This is a genomic window from Bacillus sp. MYb56, from assembly GCF_002976445.1.
Classification (GTDB): domain Bacteria; phylum Bacillota; class Bacilli; order Bacillales; family Bacillaceae_G; genus Bacillus_A; species Bacillus_A mycoides.
Map to the genome: position 1 here is coordinate 31,347 of NZ_PCOH01000034.1, position 17,313 is coordinate 48,659.

Consider the following 17,313-nt stretch of genomic DNA (forward strand, 5'->3'; position numbering starts at 1 on the left):
TTAACGATATTATCCTAAATCATCATATATTTCAAGAAACACATTATAACTATTAAATTTTACCATAATTCTTATAAGATGTTTTACTCTTTAGTATCTTTTTTAAGGAATAAGCTATACTATTTTAAATGATTTTGAAAAAATTAGAAGTTTTTCATCTTTATTTTTTCAAAATATGAATTTTTATAATTAGAAACGTGTATTATTCAAAAAAAAAAACAAACTCCTGTAAATGCTTACAGGAGTTTGCTACAAAATTATAAGACTTTCTTTCAAAAGCCCTTTTCATTCGAATTTTACGAAGCGCCTGCTTCTTCAAACTCAACCTCTTCTAACTCGCCTAAACGATGATACTCTGTTAAAACCGCATCTTGAATTTTAGAGCGTGTATTAGAATTAATTGGATGTGCAATGTCACGGAATTCTCCATCTGGAGTACGTTTACTTGGCATTGCTACAAATAATCCATTATTACCATCAATTACACGAATATCATGAACAACAAATTCATGGTCTAGAGTAATAGAGGCAATTGCTCTCATGCGGCCTTCTGTGTTTACGCGGCGTAATCTTACGTCAGTCACTTCCATCTTGTGTTCACCACCCTTTTCTAAATAAGCGATATATTTGTATAAATTCCACAAAATTTCTATTTTCCCTTTAATTTTTTAAAAATTTTTAAGATAAAAATTTTTATTGTAGTTGAATATAAGGATTAGTAGAGGTTATCACTTACAAAGAGTTACTTAACTAGGGCAATTACTTCGATTTCAACAGAAACATCTTTCGGTAATTTTGCTACTTGTACACAAGAACGCGCTGGTTTATGAGTAGAGAAATAAGAACCGTATACTTCATTAACAGCATTAAAATCATCCATATCCTTCAAGAATACTGTTGTTTTTACCACTGTATCAAATGAAGCACCTGCTTCTGCTAATACCGCTTGTAAATTTTCAAATACTTGCTCTGTTTGTACTGTTACATCTCCTGTTACAAGTTCTCCACTTGCCGTTAACGGAATTTGTCCTGAACTATAGAACATATTATTTACAATAATCCCTTGTGAATATGGTCCGATTGCCTGTGGTGCTTTGCTTGTTTGAACAACTTTCATACTTTTCACCCTTTTATTATTTATTTTTACTCTTTAAAAATAGTGTACCAAAGGCAGTTTGTCCATCTATTTTGTAATTTATAAATAGGAATAAAAAAAGGTAAAGCTATCTGCTTTACCTTTTTACTCAGCCTCTACAAGCCCTTTATCAAATGGTGCAAGTGCATAATTCCCCTTTTCCACTTGAATCGCTTTTTCTTTCACATCAACTTCTGACAGACGAATTAATGATACAAAGTTATTAATAAGTCTTTCTTCAATATCCGTAGACTCTACTAATACGCCAATCCCAACAACATTAGCTTTAAACTCTTCTAGCATGCTCATCATACCTTGAATGGTTCCGCCAGCTTTCATAAAGTCATCAATAATTAAAACATTGGACCCTTCTGGAAGGCTACGCTTTGCTAAAGTCATCGTTTGGATTCGCTTAGAGGAACCTGATACATAGTTAATACTAACAGTGGGTCCTTCTGTTACCTTATTATCTTTTCTCGCAATTACTACCGGTACATCTAAGTAGTTCGCTACTGCATAAGCAAGCGGAATTCCTTTTGTCGCTACCGTCATAACCGCATCAATTGGTTGCCTAGCAAAAACAGAAGCAAATAAACGACCTGCGCCATTAATCTGGCGAGGATTACTTAAAAGATCCGTCATATATAAGTAACCGCCAGGCAAAATACGGTCTGGGTTTTCAAATAAGCTACAAAGCTCGTTAATAATCAGATTTGCCTCTTCTTCACTTATATAAGGAATATATTTCACTCCTCCTGCTGCTCCTGGTACCGTTTGCAATGTGCCGACACCTTGTTGTTCAAACGTTTGCTTAATAATAACTAAATCTTCACTAATGGAAGATTTAGCCGATTGATACCTTTCAGCAAAAAAAGTGAGAGAAACTAGCTGACGAGGATTTTGTAACAAGTAATACGTCAGATCGACCAATCTTGTACTTCGTCTAATTTTCATACTCTCACCTCAAATCACGAATATTCTAAACAAATCATAACGTATTATACGTCTTTATTCAAGCGTTTCTCGCTCTCCTAATAAACGCACTGCATATACTTGCTCGCAAAATCCTTTTAACCCGTTATATATGCGGTGCATTCGCGAATCATGGTGTACAAGACCAAATACAGTTGGGCCACTTCCACTCATTAATACGGCATCTGCTCCAAAGCGTTTCATCTGTGATTTAATACGTGCAACCTCGGGATGCATCGCAAACGTCACATCTTCTAAAACGTTACCAACAGTATCACAAATTCCTTTATAATCGCCATGGTTAATGACTTCAACCATTTTATCTACATTTGGATGAGTAACACGATTTAATTTTAAATTTCCGTACACGTCAGCAGTAGATACACCAATGTGGGGCTTTGCTAAAACAACCCAACAAGAAGGCGGAGTCTTTATATGTTCAATTTCTTCTCCTCTTCCAGTGGCAATAGCAGTTCCACCATATACACAGAACGATACATCTGATCCAATTTCTGCGCCAAGCTTTGCTAATTCATCGATTGTTAGCCCTAAATTCCATAACTTATTAAGGCCACGTAATGTCGCTGCTGCATCACTACTTCCACCTGCTAATCCAGCGGCTACTGGAATCGTTTTTTCAATAGTAATAGACACACCTTTTTTTACATTAAACTTCACTTTTAATAATTTCGCTGCTTGATAAGCTAAATTGCGTTGGTCGTCTGGGACATACCGATTATGAGACAAAATTTCAATACGGTCTTCTGCTAATTCCGTTAGCTCTAAACGATCTGCCAAGTCGATTGTTGTCATAATCATTTTCACTTCATGATATCCATCTTGTCTTTTTCCCAGTACATCTAACGACAGATTAATCTTTGCTGGTGCTTTCACTAGTAGCTTCAATCTATTCACCCACTCTATGTACTCAATCTTTTATCGTTTATTTTACCATAAATTTATAGTAAGACGATGACACTTCCCTAATTATATCGAAAAGCATTCAGAATGAAACTACTTATGTCAAATGATGGCACCTTTTAGCGTGCAAAAAGCCGAGGAATCTCTCCTCGGCTACCGTAGCATAGAAAGTATCTTACAACTACTGGTTTCGTTTCATTAATTGCTGTTCTGCAATTTCTATAGCACGTTTCACCATATTACCAGCATCTTTCGCACGAATTCCGCCCCATCCTTCTTTCTGAACAACATCATAAAATCCAAGCTCTTTTGCAAGCTCTTCTTTAAATTGATTTGACATGACTCCTCTTCGTCTACTCAATGCAGAGTCCCTCCTTATTTTGCTACGGTATAATTAGTATGCAAAATAATATAGCTTTTCATTTATGGGAATATATGTAACAAAAAATACATTAATTATAAAATACTTCATTTTGAGATTCATCGTAAAATGTTAGCTCTACTGTCTCTGTTAAAACATCTGCATAACTATAAGATACACGTTGCAATGCATCTTCTTGCTGGTCTAATTGTACAACAAACACAGAACGATACGTTTCTGCAAGTACACCTGATTGCTCCACAGTTTTTCTTCTCCCACTATTTGCCTTTAACATAAGTCGCTGTCCAAGATGGTGATCTAATTCGCTTTTAATTTCATCTAAACGTTTTGACATATACTTTGCTACACCTCGCTGTAATTTAGATTGAACACTTAAAACACGATATATCTATCCCAATTATTAACCGCAATTCACAGACAATATCATTATAAAAGCATCATGCGTTCAAATAGATAGAAGAAATACTATATTCTAAAAGTATCATTGTATAGTCTGCACGTTCTTGCCGCTTTTTATCCAGACTCATTTAAATCATTTCCACATAAAAAAGCAAGATACGTATGTACCTTGCTCATTCGTCATAATGTTGAAAGGGCAATCCTGTTCGTAAAATCCCTCTTGTTTCAATTCCGCCTAGTCCCTTTTCGCCAGTAATTGTATTACGCACAACGTCCCATACATTTACTCTTTCCATAAATGAAGTGAAACTAATTTTGCCAACTACATATACAGGATCTAGAGCATGAATATTAATTCTAGACGGTGAACTAGCAAAATTAGCACCTGCCCGAATCAACGCCTCAAAGTGTGATTGACAAGCCCCAGCAAAAATAACGAGTTGATCTAACGATGGATACTTTTTCCGCACTTCTCGAACGGCCTGTACAAAATGTCTAGAATGTCTATATGCTGCTAAATCTCCCATAACTCCTTTTGACTTTGTATATGCATCATGTCCTGTAATAACTAAAATGTCTGGGCGAAAATGATCTATTAAGTCTACTACCTTTTCATGCATCTCCGTTTCCTTACAATGAATACCTTGAACAGGAACGCCTATTTTATTATATAAATCTAAGCACTTGCGCAAATATAAAGGATCTCCATCTATATGCAATACACGTCCTGGCATTTGAAAATAATTCACTTCACTTGTATATCCACCAGTTGAATTATGTTCATGTCTTTGTTTCATCAACACGTAATCTTGCTGAAACAACCGGTAAGTACGCTCCATCGTTTCTTTTTCACGCTTCACTCTATTTTTATGTTCTCGTTGATCTATACTAACTAAATCTGCAAGTGGTGCATCCGCCACAAGTCTAATTTCCTCTCCAAATAATATTGCCATATCGCCTTTTATTTCTATAATACGAAAAAGAATATCCCTATTATGAGAATATCGTTCAACTAATTCTCCAACATGTAAATCCATTCTCCTACCTCCAAACTCCAAACTCGTTAGGCCATCTTACCTGTTTTTAAAGTATGAATTTAGGAAAGGAAAGGTGACAAAAGGGACAGCTCAAGTTGAACTGTCCCTTTCATATTCTTATGACAATTTATGAAGAATTAATGCATTACTTAATGTTGCAAACTCTTCGATAGATAGCGTTTCGCCTCTTCGCTTCGGATCAATTCCTACTTCTGTCAAAATTCGATCCAACAGCTCTTTATCTTTCGGGAAACCATTTAAATTATTTGATAAATTATTCATTAAAGTTTTACGACGCTGTGCGAAACTCGCTCGTACTACTTCAAAGAAGAAAGTTTCATCTGTCACTTCTACAACTGGTTTAGGACGCTTTAGAAGACGGATAATCGCAGAATCAACATTTGGTTGTGGCACAAACACTGTACGCGGTACAGTCATAACTGTTTCTACCTCTGTATAATACTGAATGGCAATTGATAAAGAACCATACTCTTTCGTTCCTGGTTTAGCAGCTAAACGATCCCCAACTTCTTTTTGCATCATAACAACAAATCCACGAACCGGTAATTTTTCTTCAAGCAATTTAAATAAAATTGGCGTTGTAATATAGTATGGTAAGTTAGCTACTACCATTACATCTTGTCCTTCTTCAAATTGCTCACTAAACACTTCATGTACATCTGCTTTTAGTACATCTTTATTTATAACTGTAACGTTGCTATATGGAGCTAACGTCTCGTCTAAAATTGGTAATAATCTCTGATCAATTTCAAAAGCCACTACTTTTTTAGCACGCTTCGCCAATTGCTCTGTTAACGCACCGATACCTGGTCCAATTTCAATTGCGCCACTTTCTGAACCGATTTCTGCGTGATCAACGATACGATTTAATACATTCGTATCAATTAAAAAATTTTGTCCTAAACTTTTTTTGAATGAAAATCCATACTTTTCAACAATGTCTTTCGTACGATTTGGTGTTGCGATATCCTTCATTTTTTTTCCTCCTGTATTACTTGCTTATAAGCTTCTGCAAATGATTCCTTTGAAACCTGAAACATTTGTAAACGTTTATGTAACTGTTTTGCGTTTGTATAACCAATCTTTAATAGCTTACCCACTCTTTCTCTGCGACTCTTTGCCATTTCTCCGCCCACTAAGCCCGCATCGACTAGATCACTCCAACTAATTTCACTTGTGTAAGCTTCCATTTCTTCATGTATATTCTCTAAAGCACGGCGAATCGACTCATTAGAAGCATGTTCGATTCCAACACCTTTTTTCCTTTTAGCAAGTGCTTCTTCCTTCGTTAAAAAAGCATGCTTACATCCAGGAACCTTGTCAGAAATAATTTTTCGAATACGCTCTCCAGGATAATCCGGATCTGTGAAAATAATAACGCCTCGTTTTTGCTGCGCTAATTTAACTTGCTCAATAACGTGATCACCGATTGCTGAACCGTTCGTTTCGATTGTATCCGCATCAACAGCACGTTTAATCGCAACTGTATCATCTTTACCTTCTACAACGATAATCTCTTTAATTTTCATGCTTGCCTCCACACTCTTTTCATCTCTACTTAGTAAAACAAAAAAATGACGACTTTTCCATTATTATTTTCCCAATCGTACATTTTAAAAAGTAGAAGAGAAAAATCTTTGTTCACTATCCTTATTGTAACACTTCTATCTCCATCTTAATTTATCCGCAATATTTCTACACTTATGTTATGAGTAAATAGTGGGTTCTTATCACTTCTACTATCTCTCTTCTCAAAAAACAAAAAAAGAATGGGACTCCCCATTCTTTTTTATTCAACACCAAATAAGGATTTGGCATTCTTTGTTGTTACTTCTGCTACTTCGTCATAAGAAATTCCTTTTAAATTCGCAATTTCTTCTGCTACCAGTTTTACATAACTAGGTTCATTTCGTTTCCCTCGAAATGGGTGTGGTGTTAAATACGGGCAATCTGTCTCTATCAATAATTTTTCTAACGGAATCTCCATAGCAACTTCTTTCGGTTTCTTGGCATTTTTAAATGTTACTGGCCCACCTAATGAAATTAAAAAGTTCATATCGACACATCGCTGCGCTACTTCTACACTACCGCTAAAGCAATGCATAATGCCCCCTACTTCAGCTGCATTCTCTTCCTCTAGGATATCAACAATATCTTGAGTTGCATCGCGGTTATGTATAATAATCGGTAATTTCACCTTTTTCGCTAATGCAATTTGTTTACGGAATACTTCCTTCTGTATTTCTTTTGGAGACTTATCCCAGTGATAATCTAATCCCATTTCCCCAATTGCAACTACTTTAGGATGAGCCGCTAATTCTTCTAACCAAGCTAAATGTTCTTCTTTCATATCGATTGCATCAACAGGATGCCATCCAACTGCAGCGTAAATAAAATCATAAGCCTCTGCTAATTCAATTGCTTTCTTTATCGTTACTTCATCAAATCCAACAACAACTGTATATGTAACTCCCGCTTCTTTCATTCTCGCGATAACTTCTTGCAAATCTTCTTCAAATTGCTCTGCATTTAAATGTGAATGTGTATCAAACAACATAATAAATAACTCCTTTTATATTGAAATCAATTCTCTCATAGAAAAACTACACTCTTTCTAACTTAACGATAACAATACTTCAATTTTAATGCAAAAAATGGAATGTAAAAAGAAAAAAGACGCTTCACCAATGTTACACGTGAAACATCTCTTTTCTTGTCTCAATTACTTGATTTTTGTACCACTTGGTAAATTCTGGTCAATTGATGCTAATGACAATACGCCATTCTCTTCACCTGCTAAAATCATACCTTGTGATAATTCACCACGTAATTTTACAGGTTTTAAATTCGTTACACAAATAACCTTTTTACCTTTTAGTTCTTCTGGGGAATAGAATTTAGCAATCCCAGAAACCACTTGGCGCTTCTCTGTACCTAAATCAAGCTGAATTTTTAACAACTTATCTGCTTTTTTCACAGGTTCAGCGGATATTACTTCAGCTACTCGTAATTCTACTTTAAAGAAATCATCAATTGTAATTTCTTCTGCCTTTGGTTCTTCTGCTTTTTTCTCTTCTACTTTAGGAGCAGAACCTTGCATTTGTTCTTTAATATACCCCACTTCTACTTCCATTTCCAAACGAGGGAAGATTGGGTTTCCTTTTTCTACTCTTGTTCCAGCTGGAATACATCCAATTGTAGATAGGCTTTCCCAAGATTTATGCGCCTCTTCAGTAAGTCCAAGTTGAGCAAACATCTTACTTGGTGCTACTGTTAGGAATGGCATAAGCATAATACCTGTTTGACGAAGTACCTCAGCTAAGTGGGCCATTACAGACGCAAGTTTTTCGCGATCATTCTCATCCTTCGCTAATACCCACGGCTGCGTTTCATCAATATATTTGTTCGTACGGCTAACTAATTGCCAAATGGAACTTAGCGCTACAGAGAATTCCATATTCTCCATTGCCTCTTCTACTTTTTTCAATGTATCTTTGGCAAATGTCACTAACGTTTCATCGAACTCAGTTACATTTGCTTTAAATGCAGGGATTTCTCCGTTAAAGTATTTATCAATCATAGCTACTGTACGATTTAATAAGTTACCTAAATCATTCGCTAAATCAAAGTTGATTCGTTCAACAAATCCTTCTGGTGTGAATACTCCATCAGATCCAAATGGAACTTCGCGAAGTAAGTAGTAACGCAATGCATCTAATCCGTAACGATCAATTAGTGTAACTGGATCTACTACGTTTCCTTTTGACTTACTCATTTTTCCATCCTTCATTAAAATCCAGCCATGAGCAAAGACTTTCTTCGGAAGTGGTAAATCTAAAGCCATTAAAATAATTGGCCAATAAATTGTGTGGAAACGAACGATTTCTTTCCCAACTAAATGGACATCTGCTGGCCAGAATTTTTTATACTTCTCTTCATTTTCTGTTCCATATCCTAATGCAGTAATGTAATTAGACAACGCATCTACCCATACGTAAATAACGTGTTTTGGGTTACCTGGAACACGAACTCCCCAGTCAAATGAAGTACGAGAAACAGCTAAATCTTCTAATCCTGGTTTAATGAAGTTATTAATCATTTCATTTTTACGGGACTCCGGCTGAATGAAATGTGGGTTATCTTCATAGAACTTTAATAGTCGGTCTACATATTTACCCATTCTAAAGAAATAAGACTCTTCGCGAACAAGTTCTACAGCGTGACCACTATCTGGGCTTTTTCCACCAACTACTTTGTCACCTTCCATAATTGGATCTACTAATTGATGCGCTGTATAGAATGTTTCATCTTGTACAGAATACCAACCTTCATATTCATCAAGATAAATATCGCCTTGATCTACTAGCTGCTTGAAGATTTTCTCAACAACATCTTTATGACGATCTTCAGTTGTACGAATAAAATCATCATAAGAGATATCCATCTTCTCCCAAAGTTCTTTAATCCCTGATACAATGTTATCCACATATGCCTGTGGTGTAACATTTAGTTCTTCTGCTTTCTTTTGGATCTTCTGTCCATGCTCATCAGTTCCTGTTAAATAATGAACATTGTATCCTTGCATACGCTTATATCGTGCCATCGCATCTCCTGCTACTGTCGTATAAGCATGTCCAATGTGTAACTTTCCACTTGGATAATAAATTGGGGTAGTAATATAAAAGGACTTATTTTCCTCTTTCATCGTTTTGGACCTCCCGAATAACCTCATATGTATTTATAAACAGTATATCAAAAACTCATATATAAAGTGAAACTTTAATCCGTGGGGAGGGTTCATCCCCCATGGATTATTAGCCCACACCAATCGGGCTTTTACGAGCAGCCCGACTCCCACTTAACTTCTTTGCTCCGGCTAAATTTTAAAGTGGGAGTCTTACTGCTCGTTAATGCGGGATAAAAACGAGTTAATGCTCGATATCTTTATCATCTATTACTCATATTCAAAAAAAATATACAATATATTTCCCGAAAAGTATAAACATTACAAAAAAATAATACAAAACAATTGTAGAAATGACTTACATTCTATCATATATAAGAAGTATAAAAATCTATAAATCTTTTTTAAAAATATAGAATTTAATAATTGACGGAAATGTAAATGATTGGTATCATATGTCCATAGGGTATTTTGTCGAAAAATGACGAATCAAAAAAATAGACTCGAAACTTATAAACTATTTATTTAGGAGGAAAAGAATTATGAAATCTACTGGTATCGTTCGTAAAGTTGATGAATTAGGTCGTGTAGTAATTCCAATCGAATTACGCCGTACTTTAGGTATTGCAGAAAAGGATGCTCTTGAAATCTACGTTGATGATGAAAAAATCATCTTAAAGAAATATAAACCAAACATGACTTGCCAAGTAACTGGTGAAGTATCTGATGGTAACCTATCTTTAGCTGAAGGTAAAATTATCTTAAGTAAAGAAGGCGCTGAACAAGTCTTAAACGAACTTCAAGATTATATCGAAACAGCAAAATAAGCTTCTCAATTATGAGAAGCTTATTTTTTATCCACATGATAGATTTGATATACGTCTCGTTTCGACAAATCTCGATCTTTAGCGACTGTTTTTATCGCTTCTTTTGAATTCATACCTTTTTCATTTATATAATGTTCAATATGATTATATACTGAAATAGCTTCCCACCATTGTTCTTCTGGAGTAGGTTCTTCTGTTGAACCTGCTACTAAAATACAAAACTCACCACGAACTTCATTTTGCTTCGTCCACTCAATCGCTTCTTCAATTGTTCCACGAATAAACTCTTCAAATTTTTTCGTTAGCTCACGACATAATACGATTTCCCTATTTCCTAATACTTCTTGCATAGAGATTAAAGTATCATCTAAACGATGTGGCGCCTCATAAAACATCATTGTAGTTGGAATATAGCGTAGTTTTTCTAATTCAAGCTTACGTCCCTTTTTATTTCTTTGCAGGAAACCATAGAAATAAAAATGTTTTGTCTCAAGTCCTGATGCAATCAATGCTGTAAGGGCTGCATTTGCCCCAGGAAGCGGGATAACATGATATTGTTCTGCTACAGCCTCTACAACGATATCATAACCAGGATCTGAAATACATGGCATACCAGCATCGCTCACAATGGCTACAGTCTTACCTTCTTCTAACTTATCTAAAATTTTCCGTCCACTTACTCCTTTATTATGCTCATGATAACTCATAACTGGTGTTTCAATTTCAAAGTAATTACAAAGTTTCTTCGTTTGCCTTGTATCTTCCGCTGCAATAATGTCTGCCTCTTTTAAAATTCGGATTGCACGAAATGTCATATCCTCTAAATTTCCGATTGGAGTCGGTACTAAATATAAAACTCCCTTTTCATTTTGCTGAAAGCTTTTTTGCTGCCACATAGCGTTCTCCTTTTTGCATATATTCTTCTTTTTTTTTCCTCGTTAACTGCTTAAAGTGATACTCAGCTTGCATAGCCGTTCGTTTATCCTCGTGATCCTCTACATATTTTAAAACAACTGGAAGTCTAGCGCGTGTATATCTAGCACCTTTTCCACTATTATGGGTCTGAATCCGTTTTTCTATATGATTCGTGTATCCAGCATAATAACTTCCATCAGAACACTCCACCACATAAAAACAATGCTTATTCTTCTCCATATAAAATTGAACGAAGCTCCTTTGTATATTCATTGTTTTCTTCATATACAAAAAGAGGTGGTAAGATTTTTAAATCAGCATTCCCATCCTTAATTCCTTCAATTAACAATGTATTCGCTTCTTTACCAGCCTTAGGATAAACAAATCGCACACGTTTCGGTTCAATTTTGTATTTACGCATTAATGTGACGATGTCGAGCAAACGACCTGGACGATGTACAAATGCTACTTTCCCACCCTGTTTCACTAGCTGGCTACTTGCGTATACAACATCTTCTAGTGTGCACATAATTTCATGACGAGCTATCGCTAAATGTTCATTCATATTCTTCTCAGAAGTTTGTGGTGTTTGAAAATAAGGAGGATTACATGTTACAACATCATATTGATGACGTCCAAGTTTCTCCGGCATATCTTTCAAATCTCCATGGATTAAATGAATTCTTTCTGCTAAATTATTGTATTGAACGCTTCTTATTCCCATATCATATAAGCGCTCTTGAATTTCTACACCTGTAATTTTCCCTTTTGTCCTTGTACTTAATAAAAGAGGGATAACTGCGTTACCTGTACACAAATCAAGTAAATTACCTTTTTGAATTGGCACCCAAGCAAAATCTGCAAGTAAAACAGCATCCAAAGAAAAATTAAATACTGATGGACTTTGTACAATCTTCATATCTTGCGCTAATAAGTAATCTAAACGCTCATCTTCATATAAATTCATATATTGCTCCCTTTCTTACACTTAACCTACCCTATTTCATCTTCTATTAATGTAAAAATAAATTTCATTCTACTCTCATGTATAAAAAATTACCTTTCCAATTATATTGGAAAGGTAATCTCACTTTTTATTTAAAAATGACAGACAGAATAAACAATCTCCCTCTTTACGTACACTTCCATAATGTAGATTGCAAATATGAAAACCTTCTTGATATAGTCTCGCTAGATTATCGTAGCCTTCACCAATATCTGTCTTCGCCTTCATTTCTTTGCGTTTTTGAGTTTTTTGCTTTTCCTTGTTCTGCACTTCTTCAAAACGATGTCGCAAATTTTCATTTTCCATTTTTATATGTTGGTTTTCTTCCAATAATTCTGCAAGATGTTGTTTTAATTCTCCCAACTGTTTGTATAAATGTCCAATTTGCTCTTCCATACTAGAAACCGATGCAAAAATATCCTTTTTCTCCACAAGCACCCACCTCATTAATCTGTGGTTTGACTCGAAACGACCCCTTTATTCATTAATTCATCTAACGTATATTCTACTATCCGTTCCTTGTCTACTAGTTCCACTTGAATTAATCTTTCTAAAATATTTAATCCGATAACACGGCCAGTACCGTGCGGTGTTTGTATACGTTGATCTAAATCAGGAAGTTGTTCCTTTGCTGCCTCATATTCATCATTCTCATATTTTAAGCAACACATTAAGCGACCACATAAACCAGAGATTTTTGCAGGATTTAATGATAAATTTTGATCCTTTGCCATTTTAATGGATACAGGTTCAAAATCTCCTAAAAAAGTAGAACAACAAAGCATACGACCACATGGACCAATACCACCAAGCATTTTTGCTTCGTCACGAACGCCGATCTGTCTCAGCTCAATTCTTGTCCTAAAAATTGCCGCTAAGTCTTTCACTAGTTCCCGGAAATCAATCCGACCATCCGCAGTAAAGTAAAAAATAATCTTATTACGATCGAACGTATACTCTACATCTACAAGCTTCATATCAAGATTATGTTCTCCTACCTTTTGTTGACAAACTTGATATGCTTCTTTCGCAGCATGCCTATTCTCTTCAACAATGGTACGATCATTTTCATTTGCAATACGAATAACTTTTTTTAGCGGTAATACAACGTCATTTTCATCAACTTGCTTTTTGGTAATAACTACTTTTCCGTACTCAATACCTCTTACCGTTTCTACAATTACAAACTCATTTTCTGAGATATCGAACTGATTTGGATCAAAGTAATATACCTTTCCGGCCTTCTTAAAGCGAACACCTACTACATCATACAAAACGGTCATCCCTCCTGCAACCGCAACACTAACTGTTCGAACACAAGCTGCGCATTTACATTAGCGTTGATTCTATTTTTTGCCTCTAATATATTAAAGAGAGCTGATACAATGCGCTTCTGAGCATAAGAAAAAGATTCAAACATCTCTTTCTGCTCATGAAAAACAAGACGATCTTCTTCTCCAAGTTGAACATATAATAAATCCTTATAAATAAGGAGTAACATATCTAAGCCTTGCTGTAATTGTTCTTTCTCTCCAAAGTGCTTCCCCCATTTTTCTTGTACAAAAAAAATAGAGGCCTTATCTTTTTCGAGCGCTTCACATAATTTTATCACTAAAGCTCTCGCTTGTGCAAACCATTCATCATTACACATTAATAAAGCTTCTTCAAAACTATTTGTAAGCTGCGCAGCAAGTGTAGATAAAGAAACTGTAATACCTTCTTCCTCTAACCTCTTAATTAAAGATTCTGTAGGCAACGGCCTAAACGTAACAACTTGACAACGAGATAAGATTGTATTTAAAATCTGATGACTTTGTTCAGTAAGTAAAATAGCTGTTGTATCACTACTTGGTTCTTCTAAAAACTTTAAGAGCGTATTCGCTGCATTTGCTGTCATACGATCTGCATGCTCAATAATATATACTTTTTTATTTGCTTCTAATCCTGTTTTTGAAAACTCTTCTTGTAAATCATGAATTTGCTGTTTTTTAATAGATAATCCATCTGGTTTTACAATATGTAAGTTTGGGTAGTTACCTGAATCAATTCGGCGACAATTCGTACATACATGACAAGGCTCTACACCATTTCTTTGTGAACAGAGAAAACTTTTTGCCATTTGAATTGCTGTGGCGAACTTCCCAGTCCCTTTCCCTCCCTCTAACAAGTAAGCGTGGGATATACGCTCTTTTGCAATGCTATTCATCAACATTTTGACACCGATGGGCTGTATAGCAGAAAGCTGCTCCCACGTATTTATCATACTGCATACCTCACTTATTTCATTCTTTCCTTCTATTATAACAATTTATCTTCTATAATCTGAACAACTTCTTCTATAAGTTTTTTCATTGGTTGATCAGCATTTACTAATACAATGCGATTAGAGAAACGCTCTACAACTTGTAAATACCCTTCACGCACACGTTTATGGAAAGAGATATCTTCCATATCTAGTCGATTTACTTCACGTCCTGCATCTTTTCCAATTCGTGCTAAACCTACCTCTGGCTCAATATCTAAATAGATTGTTAAACTAGGCATACAATCTTCCGTTGCGAAACGATTAATTTCAAATACTTTATCCATACCTAAGCCTCTTGCATATCCTTGATATGCTAAAGAGCTATCTATAAAACGATCACATAGTACAAGATAGTTTTCCTCAAGTGCTGGCATAACTTTTTCCACTAAATGTTGTCTACGTGCAGCAGCATATAAGAGCGCCTCTGTACGTGCTTCCATCATCGTATACTCTTGTTTATGTAAAATTGTTCTAATATCTTCAGAAATTGCAATACCACCCGGTTCTCTGGTCGCCATTACCTTTTGTTCCTTTTGCTCAAAATATGGTAATAAACTTTTAATTAATGTTGTTTTACCCGAACCTTCTGGCCCTTCAATTGTTACAAATAATCCCTTCATCCTAAAACCTACTTTCTATATCATACACGTTCATATATTTCGTACTACCTTGAAAACGAGCCCCTGTTTTCTCTAAATGAGTAATTTGCTTTGTATGTTCTTGAGTAATTCTCTCTCCATACATGATCAATGGAATTCCAGGTGGATACGGAATCACCATTTCTGCAGCTATCATACCAACGGCTTCTTCTATAGATACTAACTTCGTTTCGTATCTCTCTAATTGTTTATACGTATACGGTAAAGGGGAAATCTCCCCTTTATAAGTATAACGAATTGATACTGTCTTGTCTTTTACCTTATATTGCTGCATAGCTAATCGAATGATCTCTATAGCTTTCATATACCCCTCATTTACTTGTAACGGTAATATAAATAGGACGTTATATGGATCTGCCATTTCCGTATATATACCGACTTTTTCAAATACAGACTGTAATTCATACCCCGATAACTGACAGCGAGTTTGCACCGTAACTTTTAATTCATCTTGCGATGGATATTGCAAAATGGCTATTTGTGGGATAGATCGCAATCCTTCTTTAAATCGGCGTAAAAACTCAACGATTTCATCATGACCCTCTTCCTTTATAACTGCTATTGCAAAACGTGCTATATCAAGAGAAGCCATAATTGGATACGATGGGCTACTAGATTGTAGCATACTTAAATAGGAGGAAACTTTTTCTTCGCTCACCAAACGGCTATTTATATGTAAATAAGATCCCATTGTCATCGCAGGTAATGTTTTATGTGCGGAATGAACCACAATATCCGCACCATAAACTAATGCTGACTTCGGGAAGGGGTCCCCTATACAAAAATGCGCCCCATGGGCTTCATCTACTAGAACAGGAATTTTATGTGCATGTGCGTAAGCGATACTTGCCTCTAAATCAATTCCCATACCATAGTAATTAGGATGTGTTAAAATAAGTGCTTTTGCATTTGGATACTTTGTAATTGCCTCCTTAATAATTTCATCATGAACACCTACTGGTACGTTATGTACTTCATCAATCCATGGATTTAAAAAGACCGGATTAGCCCCTGCTAATTTCAAACCATTAATGATCGATTTATGACAATTTCTTTGTACGAGGACAATATCATGTTCGCCGCAGCAAGACAAAATCATTGCTAAATTTCCAACTGTTGAACCATTAATTAAAAAATAACTTTTGTGCACGCCATATACTTCAGCTAATAATTGCTGTGCTTCATCTATACATTCAAACGGGCTATGTAAATCATCTAATCCTGTTAACTCTGTTACATCAATTGATAATATGTCCTTAAACCCCCCTGAAGCTTTCTGAGGGAAGTTTAAACCATTCTTATGACCTGGAACATGAAAAGATAGTAGTCGCCTTTCTTTAAATTCCATTAGCGCCTCATATAAAGGCATACGATTTTGATTCATATATATCTCTTCCTTATTATTCATTCTGTATCTATTATACAGATATTAGGGCAAAAAAAATAATAGGCATAATGCCTATTTAAAAATATGATACTTCTAATTTTCGCAGTTGTTTTAAATAATGTATATACTTCGGGTCAGTTGTCTCAGTATTCACCAGATTTCTTTCGCACTCGTAACATATTAAATTATTATATACATATATTCCTTCCCCTCTTTTTGTCTCACAAACGATGCAAATTTCACTTGGTAATTTCATAATCTTTCCTCCCTTTTTAAATAAACATATTATATACCTCTATTCCTTAACAAATTTCTGGAAAATATACATCAATTTCTTATATAATATGATTTATTCTTGGGCAACGTGTTTGTATTACTTATGTATTCCATTTACTTCTTTCATGTACTGTTTAAAAACAAAAAAACACAAGTCAAAAGACTTGTGTTTTTATCTTGCTTGGCGACGTCCTACTCTCACAGGGACAAGGTCCCAACTACCATCGGCGCTAGAGAGCTTAACTTCCGTGTTCGGTATGGGAACGGGTGTGACCTCTCTGCCATCATCACCAAACTATGAAGGTATATTCCTTCAAAACTAGATAACATTTGCTTCATATTATATGGTTAAGTCCTCGATCTATTAGTATTCGTCAGCTCCACATG

21 protein-coding genes and 1 rRNA gene are annotated in these 17,313 nt (G+C 35.4%); 1 reads left to right on the plus strand and 21 read right to left on the minus strand.

Going from position 1 to position 17,313, the window contains the following annotated elements; genetic code table 11:
* Positions 1 to 296: 296 nt before the first annotated feature.
* From spoVG to metG, 11 genes are all read right to left on the minus strand, one after another.
* Entirely contained in the window at positions 297 to 590 is a 294-nt protein-coding gene (gene spoVG, locus CQ058_RS26555) for a septation regulator SpoVG (protein ID WP_000454042.1), read from the minus strand.
* Between the two features lie 152 nt (positions 591 to 742).
* Positions 743 to 1,117 (minus strand): RidA family protein, encoded by a 375-nt coding sequence (locus CQ058_RS26560; protein ID WP_000869819.1) that lies wholly within the window; start codon positions 1,115 to 1,117, stop codon positions 743 to 745.
* Between the two features lie 123 nt (positions 1,118 to 1,240).
* On the minus strand, positions 1,241 to 2,089 hold the full coding sequence (purR, locus tag CQ058_RS26570) for a pur operon repressor (RefSeq protein ID WP_002091587.1): 849 nt from the start codon (positions 2,087 to 2,089) through the stop codon (positions 1,241 to 1,243).
* A gap of 54 nt (positions 2,090 to 2,143) precedes the next feature.
* Positions 2,144 to 3,013, minus strand: coding sequence for a 4-(cytidine 5'-diphospho)-2-C-methyl-D-erythritol kinase (ispE, locus tag CQ058_RS26575; protein WP_012260164.1), 870 nt, complete (start codon positions 3,011 to 3,013; stop codon positions 2,144 to 2,146).
* A 196-nt stretch (positions 3,014 to 3,209) separates the two neighbouring features.
* Positions 3,210 to 3,389 (minus strand): acid-soluble spore protein SspF, encoded by a 180-nt coding sequence (gene sspF, locus CQ058_RS26580; RefSeq protein WP_002094215.1) that lies wholly within the window; start codon positions 3,387 to 3,389, stop codon positions 3,210 to 3,212.
* A gap of 91 nt (positions 3,390 to 3,480) precedes the next feature.
* On the minus strand, positions 3,481 to 3,744 hold the full coding sequence (gene veg / locus CQ058_RS26585; protein WP_002009653.1) for a biofilm formation stimulator Veg: 264 nt from the start codon (positions 3,742 to 3,744) through the stop codon (positions 3,481 to 3,483).
* Positions 3,745 to 3,982: 238 nt separating this feature from the next.
* Entirely contained in the window at positions 3,983 to 4,846 is an 864-nt protein-coding gene (yabG, locus tag CQ058_RS26590) for a sporulation peptidase YabG (RefSeq protein WP_002009651.1), read from the minus strand.
* Positions 4,847 to 4,963: 117 nt separating this feature from the next.
* Positions 4,964 to 5,842 (minus strand): 16S rRNA (adenine(1518)-N(6)/adenine(1519)-N(6))-dimethyltransferase RsmA, encoded by an 879-nt coding sequence (rsmA, locus tag CQ058_RS26595; RefSeq protein WP_002091590.1) that lies wholly within the window; start codon positions 5,840 to 5,842, stop codon positions 4,964 to 4,966.
* Positions 5,839 to 6,396: a ribonuclease M5 gene (gene rnmV / locus CQ058_RS26600; protein WP_002029323.1), complete on the minus strand. Its 558-nt coding sequence runs from the start codon at positions 6,394 to 6,396 to the stop codon at positions 5,839 to 5,841. Before rnmV ends, rsmA begins: the two co-directional genes overlap by 4 nt.
* 260 nt (positions 6,397 to 6,656) lie before the next feature.
* Positions 6,657 to 7,424 (minus strand): TatD family hydrolase, encoded by a 768-nt coding sequence (locus tag CQ058_RS26605; protein WP_002191382.1) that lies wholly within the window; start codon positions 7,422 to 7,424, stop codon positions 6,657 to 6,659.
* A gap of 165 nt (positions 7,425 to 7,589) precedes the next feature.
* Positions 7,590 to 9,572, minus strand: a complete 1,983-nt coding sequence (gene metG / locus CQ058_RS26610) for a methionine--tRNA ligase (protein ID WP_002191381.1) — start codon at positions 9,570 to 9,572, stop codon at positions 7,590 to 7,592.
* A 521-nt stretch (positions 9,573 to 10,093) separates the two neighbouring features.
* On the opposite strand from metG, the gene CQ058_RS26615 reads away from it, so the two are divergent.
* Positions 10,094 to 10,378 carry a transition state genes transcriptional regulator AbrB gene (locus CQ058_RS26615; RefSeq protein WP_000843037.1) on the plus strand — a complete coding sequence of 95 codons (285 nt, stop codon included), beginning with the start codon at positions 10,094 to 10,096 and terminating at the stop codon, positions 10,376 to 10,378.
* A gap of 20 nt (positions 10,379 to 10,398) precedes the next feature.
* Here the strand turns inward: CQ058_RS26615 and rsmI are convergent, their stop codons facing one another.
* The 10 genes from rsmI to rrf form a co-directional block, all read right to left on the minus strand.
* On the minus strand, positions 10,399 to 11,274 hold the full coding sequence (rsmI, locus tag CQ058_RS26620; RefSeq protein WP_002143972.1) for a 16S rRNA (cytidine(1402)-2'-O)-methyltransferase: 876 nt from the start codon (positions 11,272 to 11,274) through the stop codon (positions 10,399 to 10,401).
* Positions 11,243 to 11,533 (minus strand): GIY-YIG nuclease family protein, encoded by a 291-nt coding sequence (locus CQ058_RS26625; RefSeq protein ID WP_002130207.1) that lies wholly within the window; start codon positions 11,531 to 11,533, stop codon positions 11,243 to 11,245. The genes rsmI and CQ058_RS26625 overlap by 32 nt, the downstream gene beginning before the upstream one ends.
* Positions 11,520 to 12,260: a tRNA1(Val) (adenine(37)-N6)-methyltransferase gene (locus tag CQ058_RS26630; RefSeq protein ID WP_002029328.1), complete on the minus strand. Its 741-nt coding sequence runs from the start codon at positions 12,258 to 12,260 to the stop codon at positions 11,520 to 11,522. Before CQ058_RS26630 ends, CQ058_RS26625 begins: the two co-directional genes overlap by 14 nt.
* Before the next feature lie 120 nt (positions 12,261 to 12,380).
* The gene (yabA, locus tag CQ058_RS26635; RefSeq protein WP_002009639.1) at positions 12,381 to 12,731 is read right to left on the minus strand and encodes a DNA replication initiation control protein YabA; all 351 of its coding nucleotides are present in this window, start codon (positions 12,729 to 12,731) and stop codon (positions 12,381 to 12,383) included.
* A 14-nt stretch (positions 12,732 to 12,745) separates the two neighbouring features.
* Positions 12,746 to 13,573: a PSP1 domain-containing protein gene (locus CQ058_RS26640; protein ID WP_002009637.1), complete on the minus strand. Its 828-nt coding sequence runs from the start codon at positions 13,571 to 13,573 to the stop codon at positions 12,746 to 12,748.
* Positions 13,574 to 13,578: 5 nt separating this feature from the next.
* Complete coding sequence (gene holB, locus CQ058_RS26645) at positions 13,579 to 14,562, minus strand: DNA polymerase III subunit delta' (RefSeq protein WP_002009636.1); 984 nt, start codon at positions 14,560 to 14,562, stop codon at positions 13,579 to 13,581.
* Positions 14,563 to 14,597: 35 nt separating this feature from the next.
* Positions 14,598 to 15,224, minus strand: a complete 627-nt coding sequence (gene tmk, locus CQ058_RS26650; protein ID WP_002009634.1) for a dTMP kinase — start codon at positions 15,222 to 15,224, stop codon at positions 14,598 to 14,600.
* A 1-nt stretch (position 15,225) separates the two neighbouring features.
* Positions 15,226 to 16,647, minus strand: coding sequence for an aminotransferase class I/II-fold pyridoxal phosphate-dependent enzyme (locus tag CQ058_RS26655; protein ID WP_002191380.1), 1,422 nt, complete (start codon positions 16,645 to 16,647; stop codon positions 15,226 to 15,228).
* 79 nt (positions 16,648 to 16,726) lie between these two features.
* Positions 16,727 to 16,906 (minus strand): sigma factor G inhibitor Gin, encoded by a 180-nt coding sequence (locus CQ058_RS26660; RefSeq protein WP_002130199.1) that lies wholly within the window; start codon positions 16,904 to 16,906, stop codon positions 16,727 to 16,729.
* 199 nt (positions 16,907 to 17,105) lie between these two features.
* Positions 17,106 to 17,221: ribosomal RNA gene (gene rrf / locus CQ058_RS26665) — 5S ribosomal RNA — on the minus strand.
* Between the last annotated feature and the right edge of the window lie 92 nt (positions 17,222 to 17,313).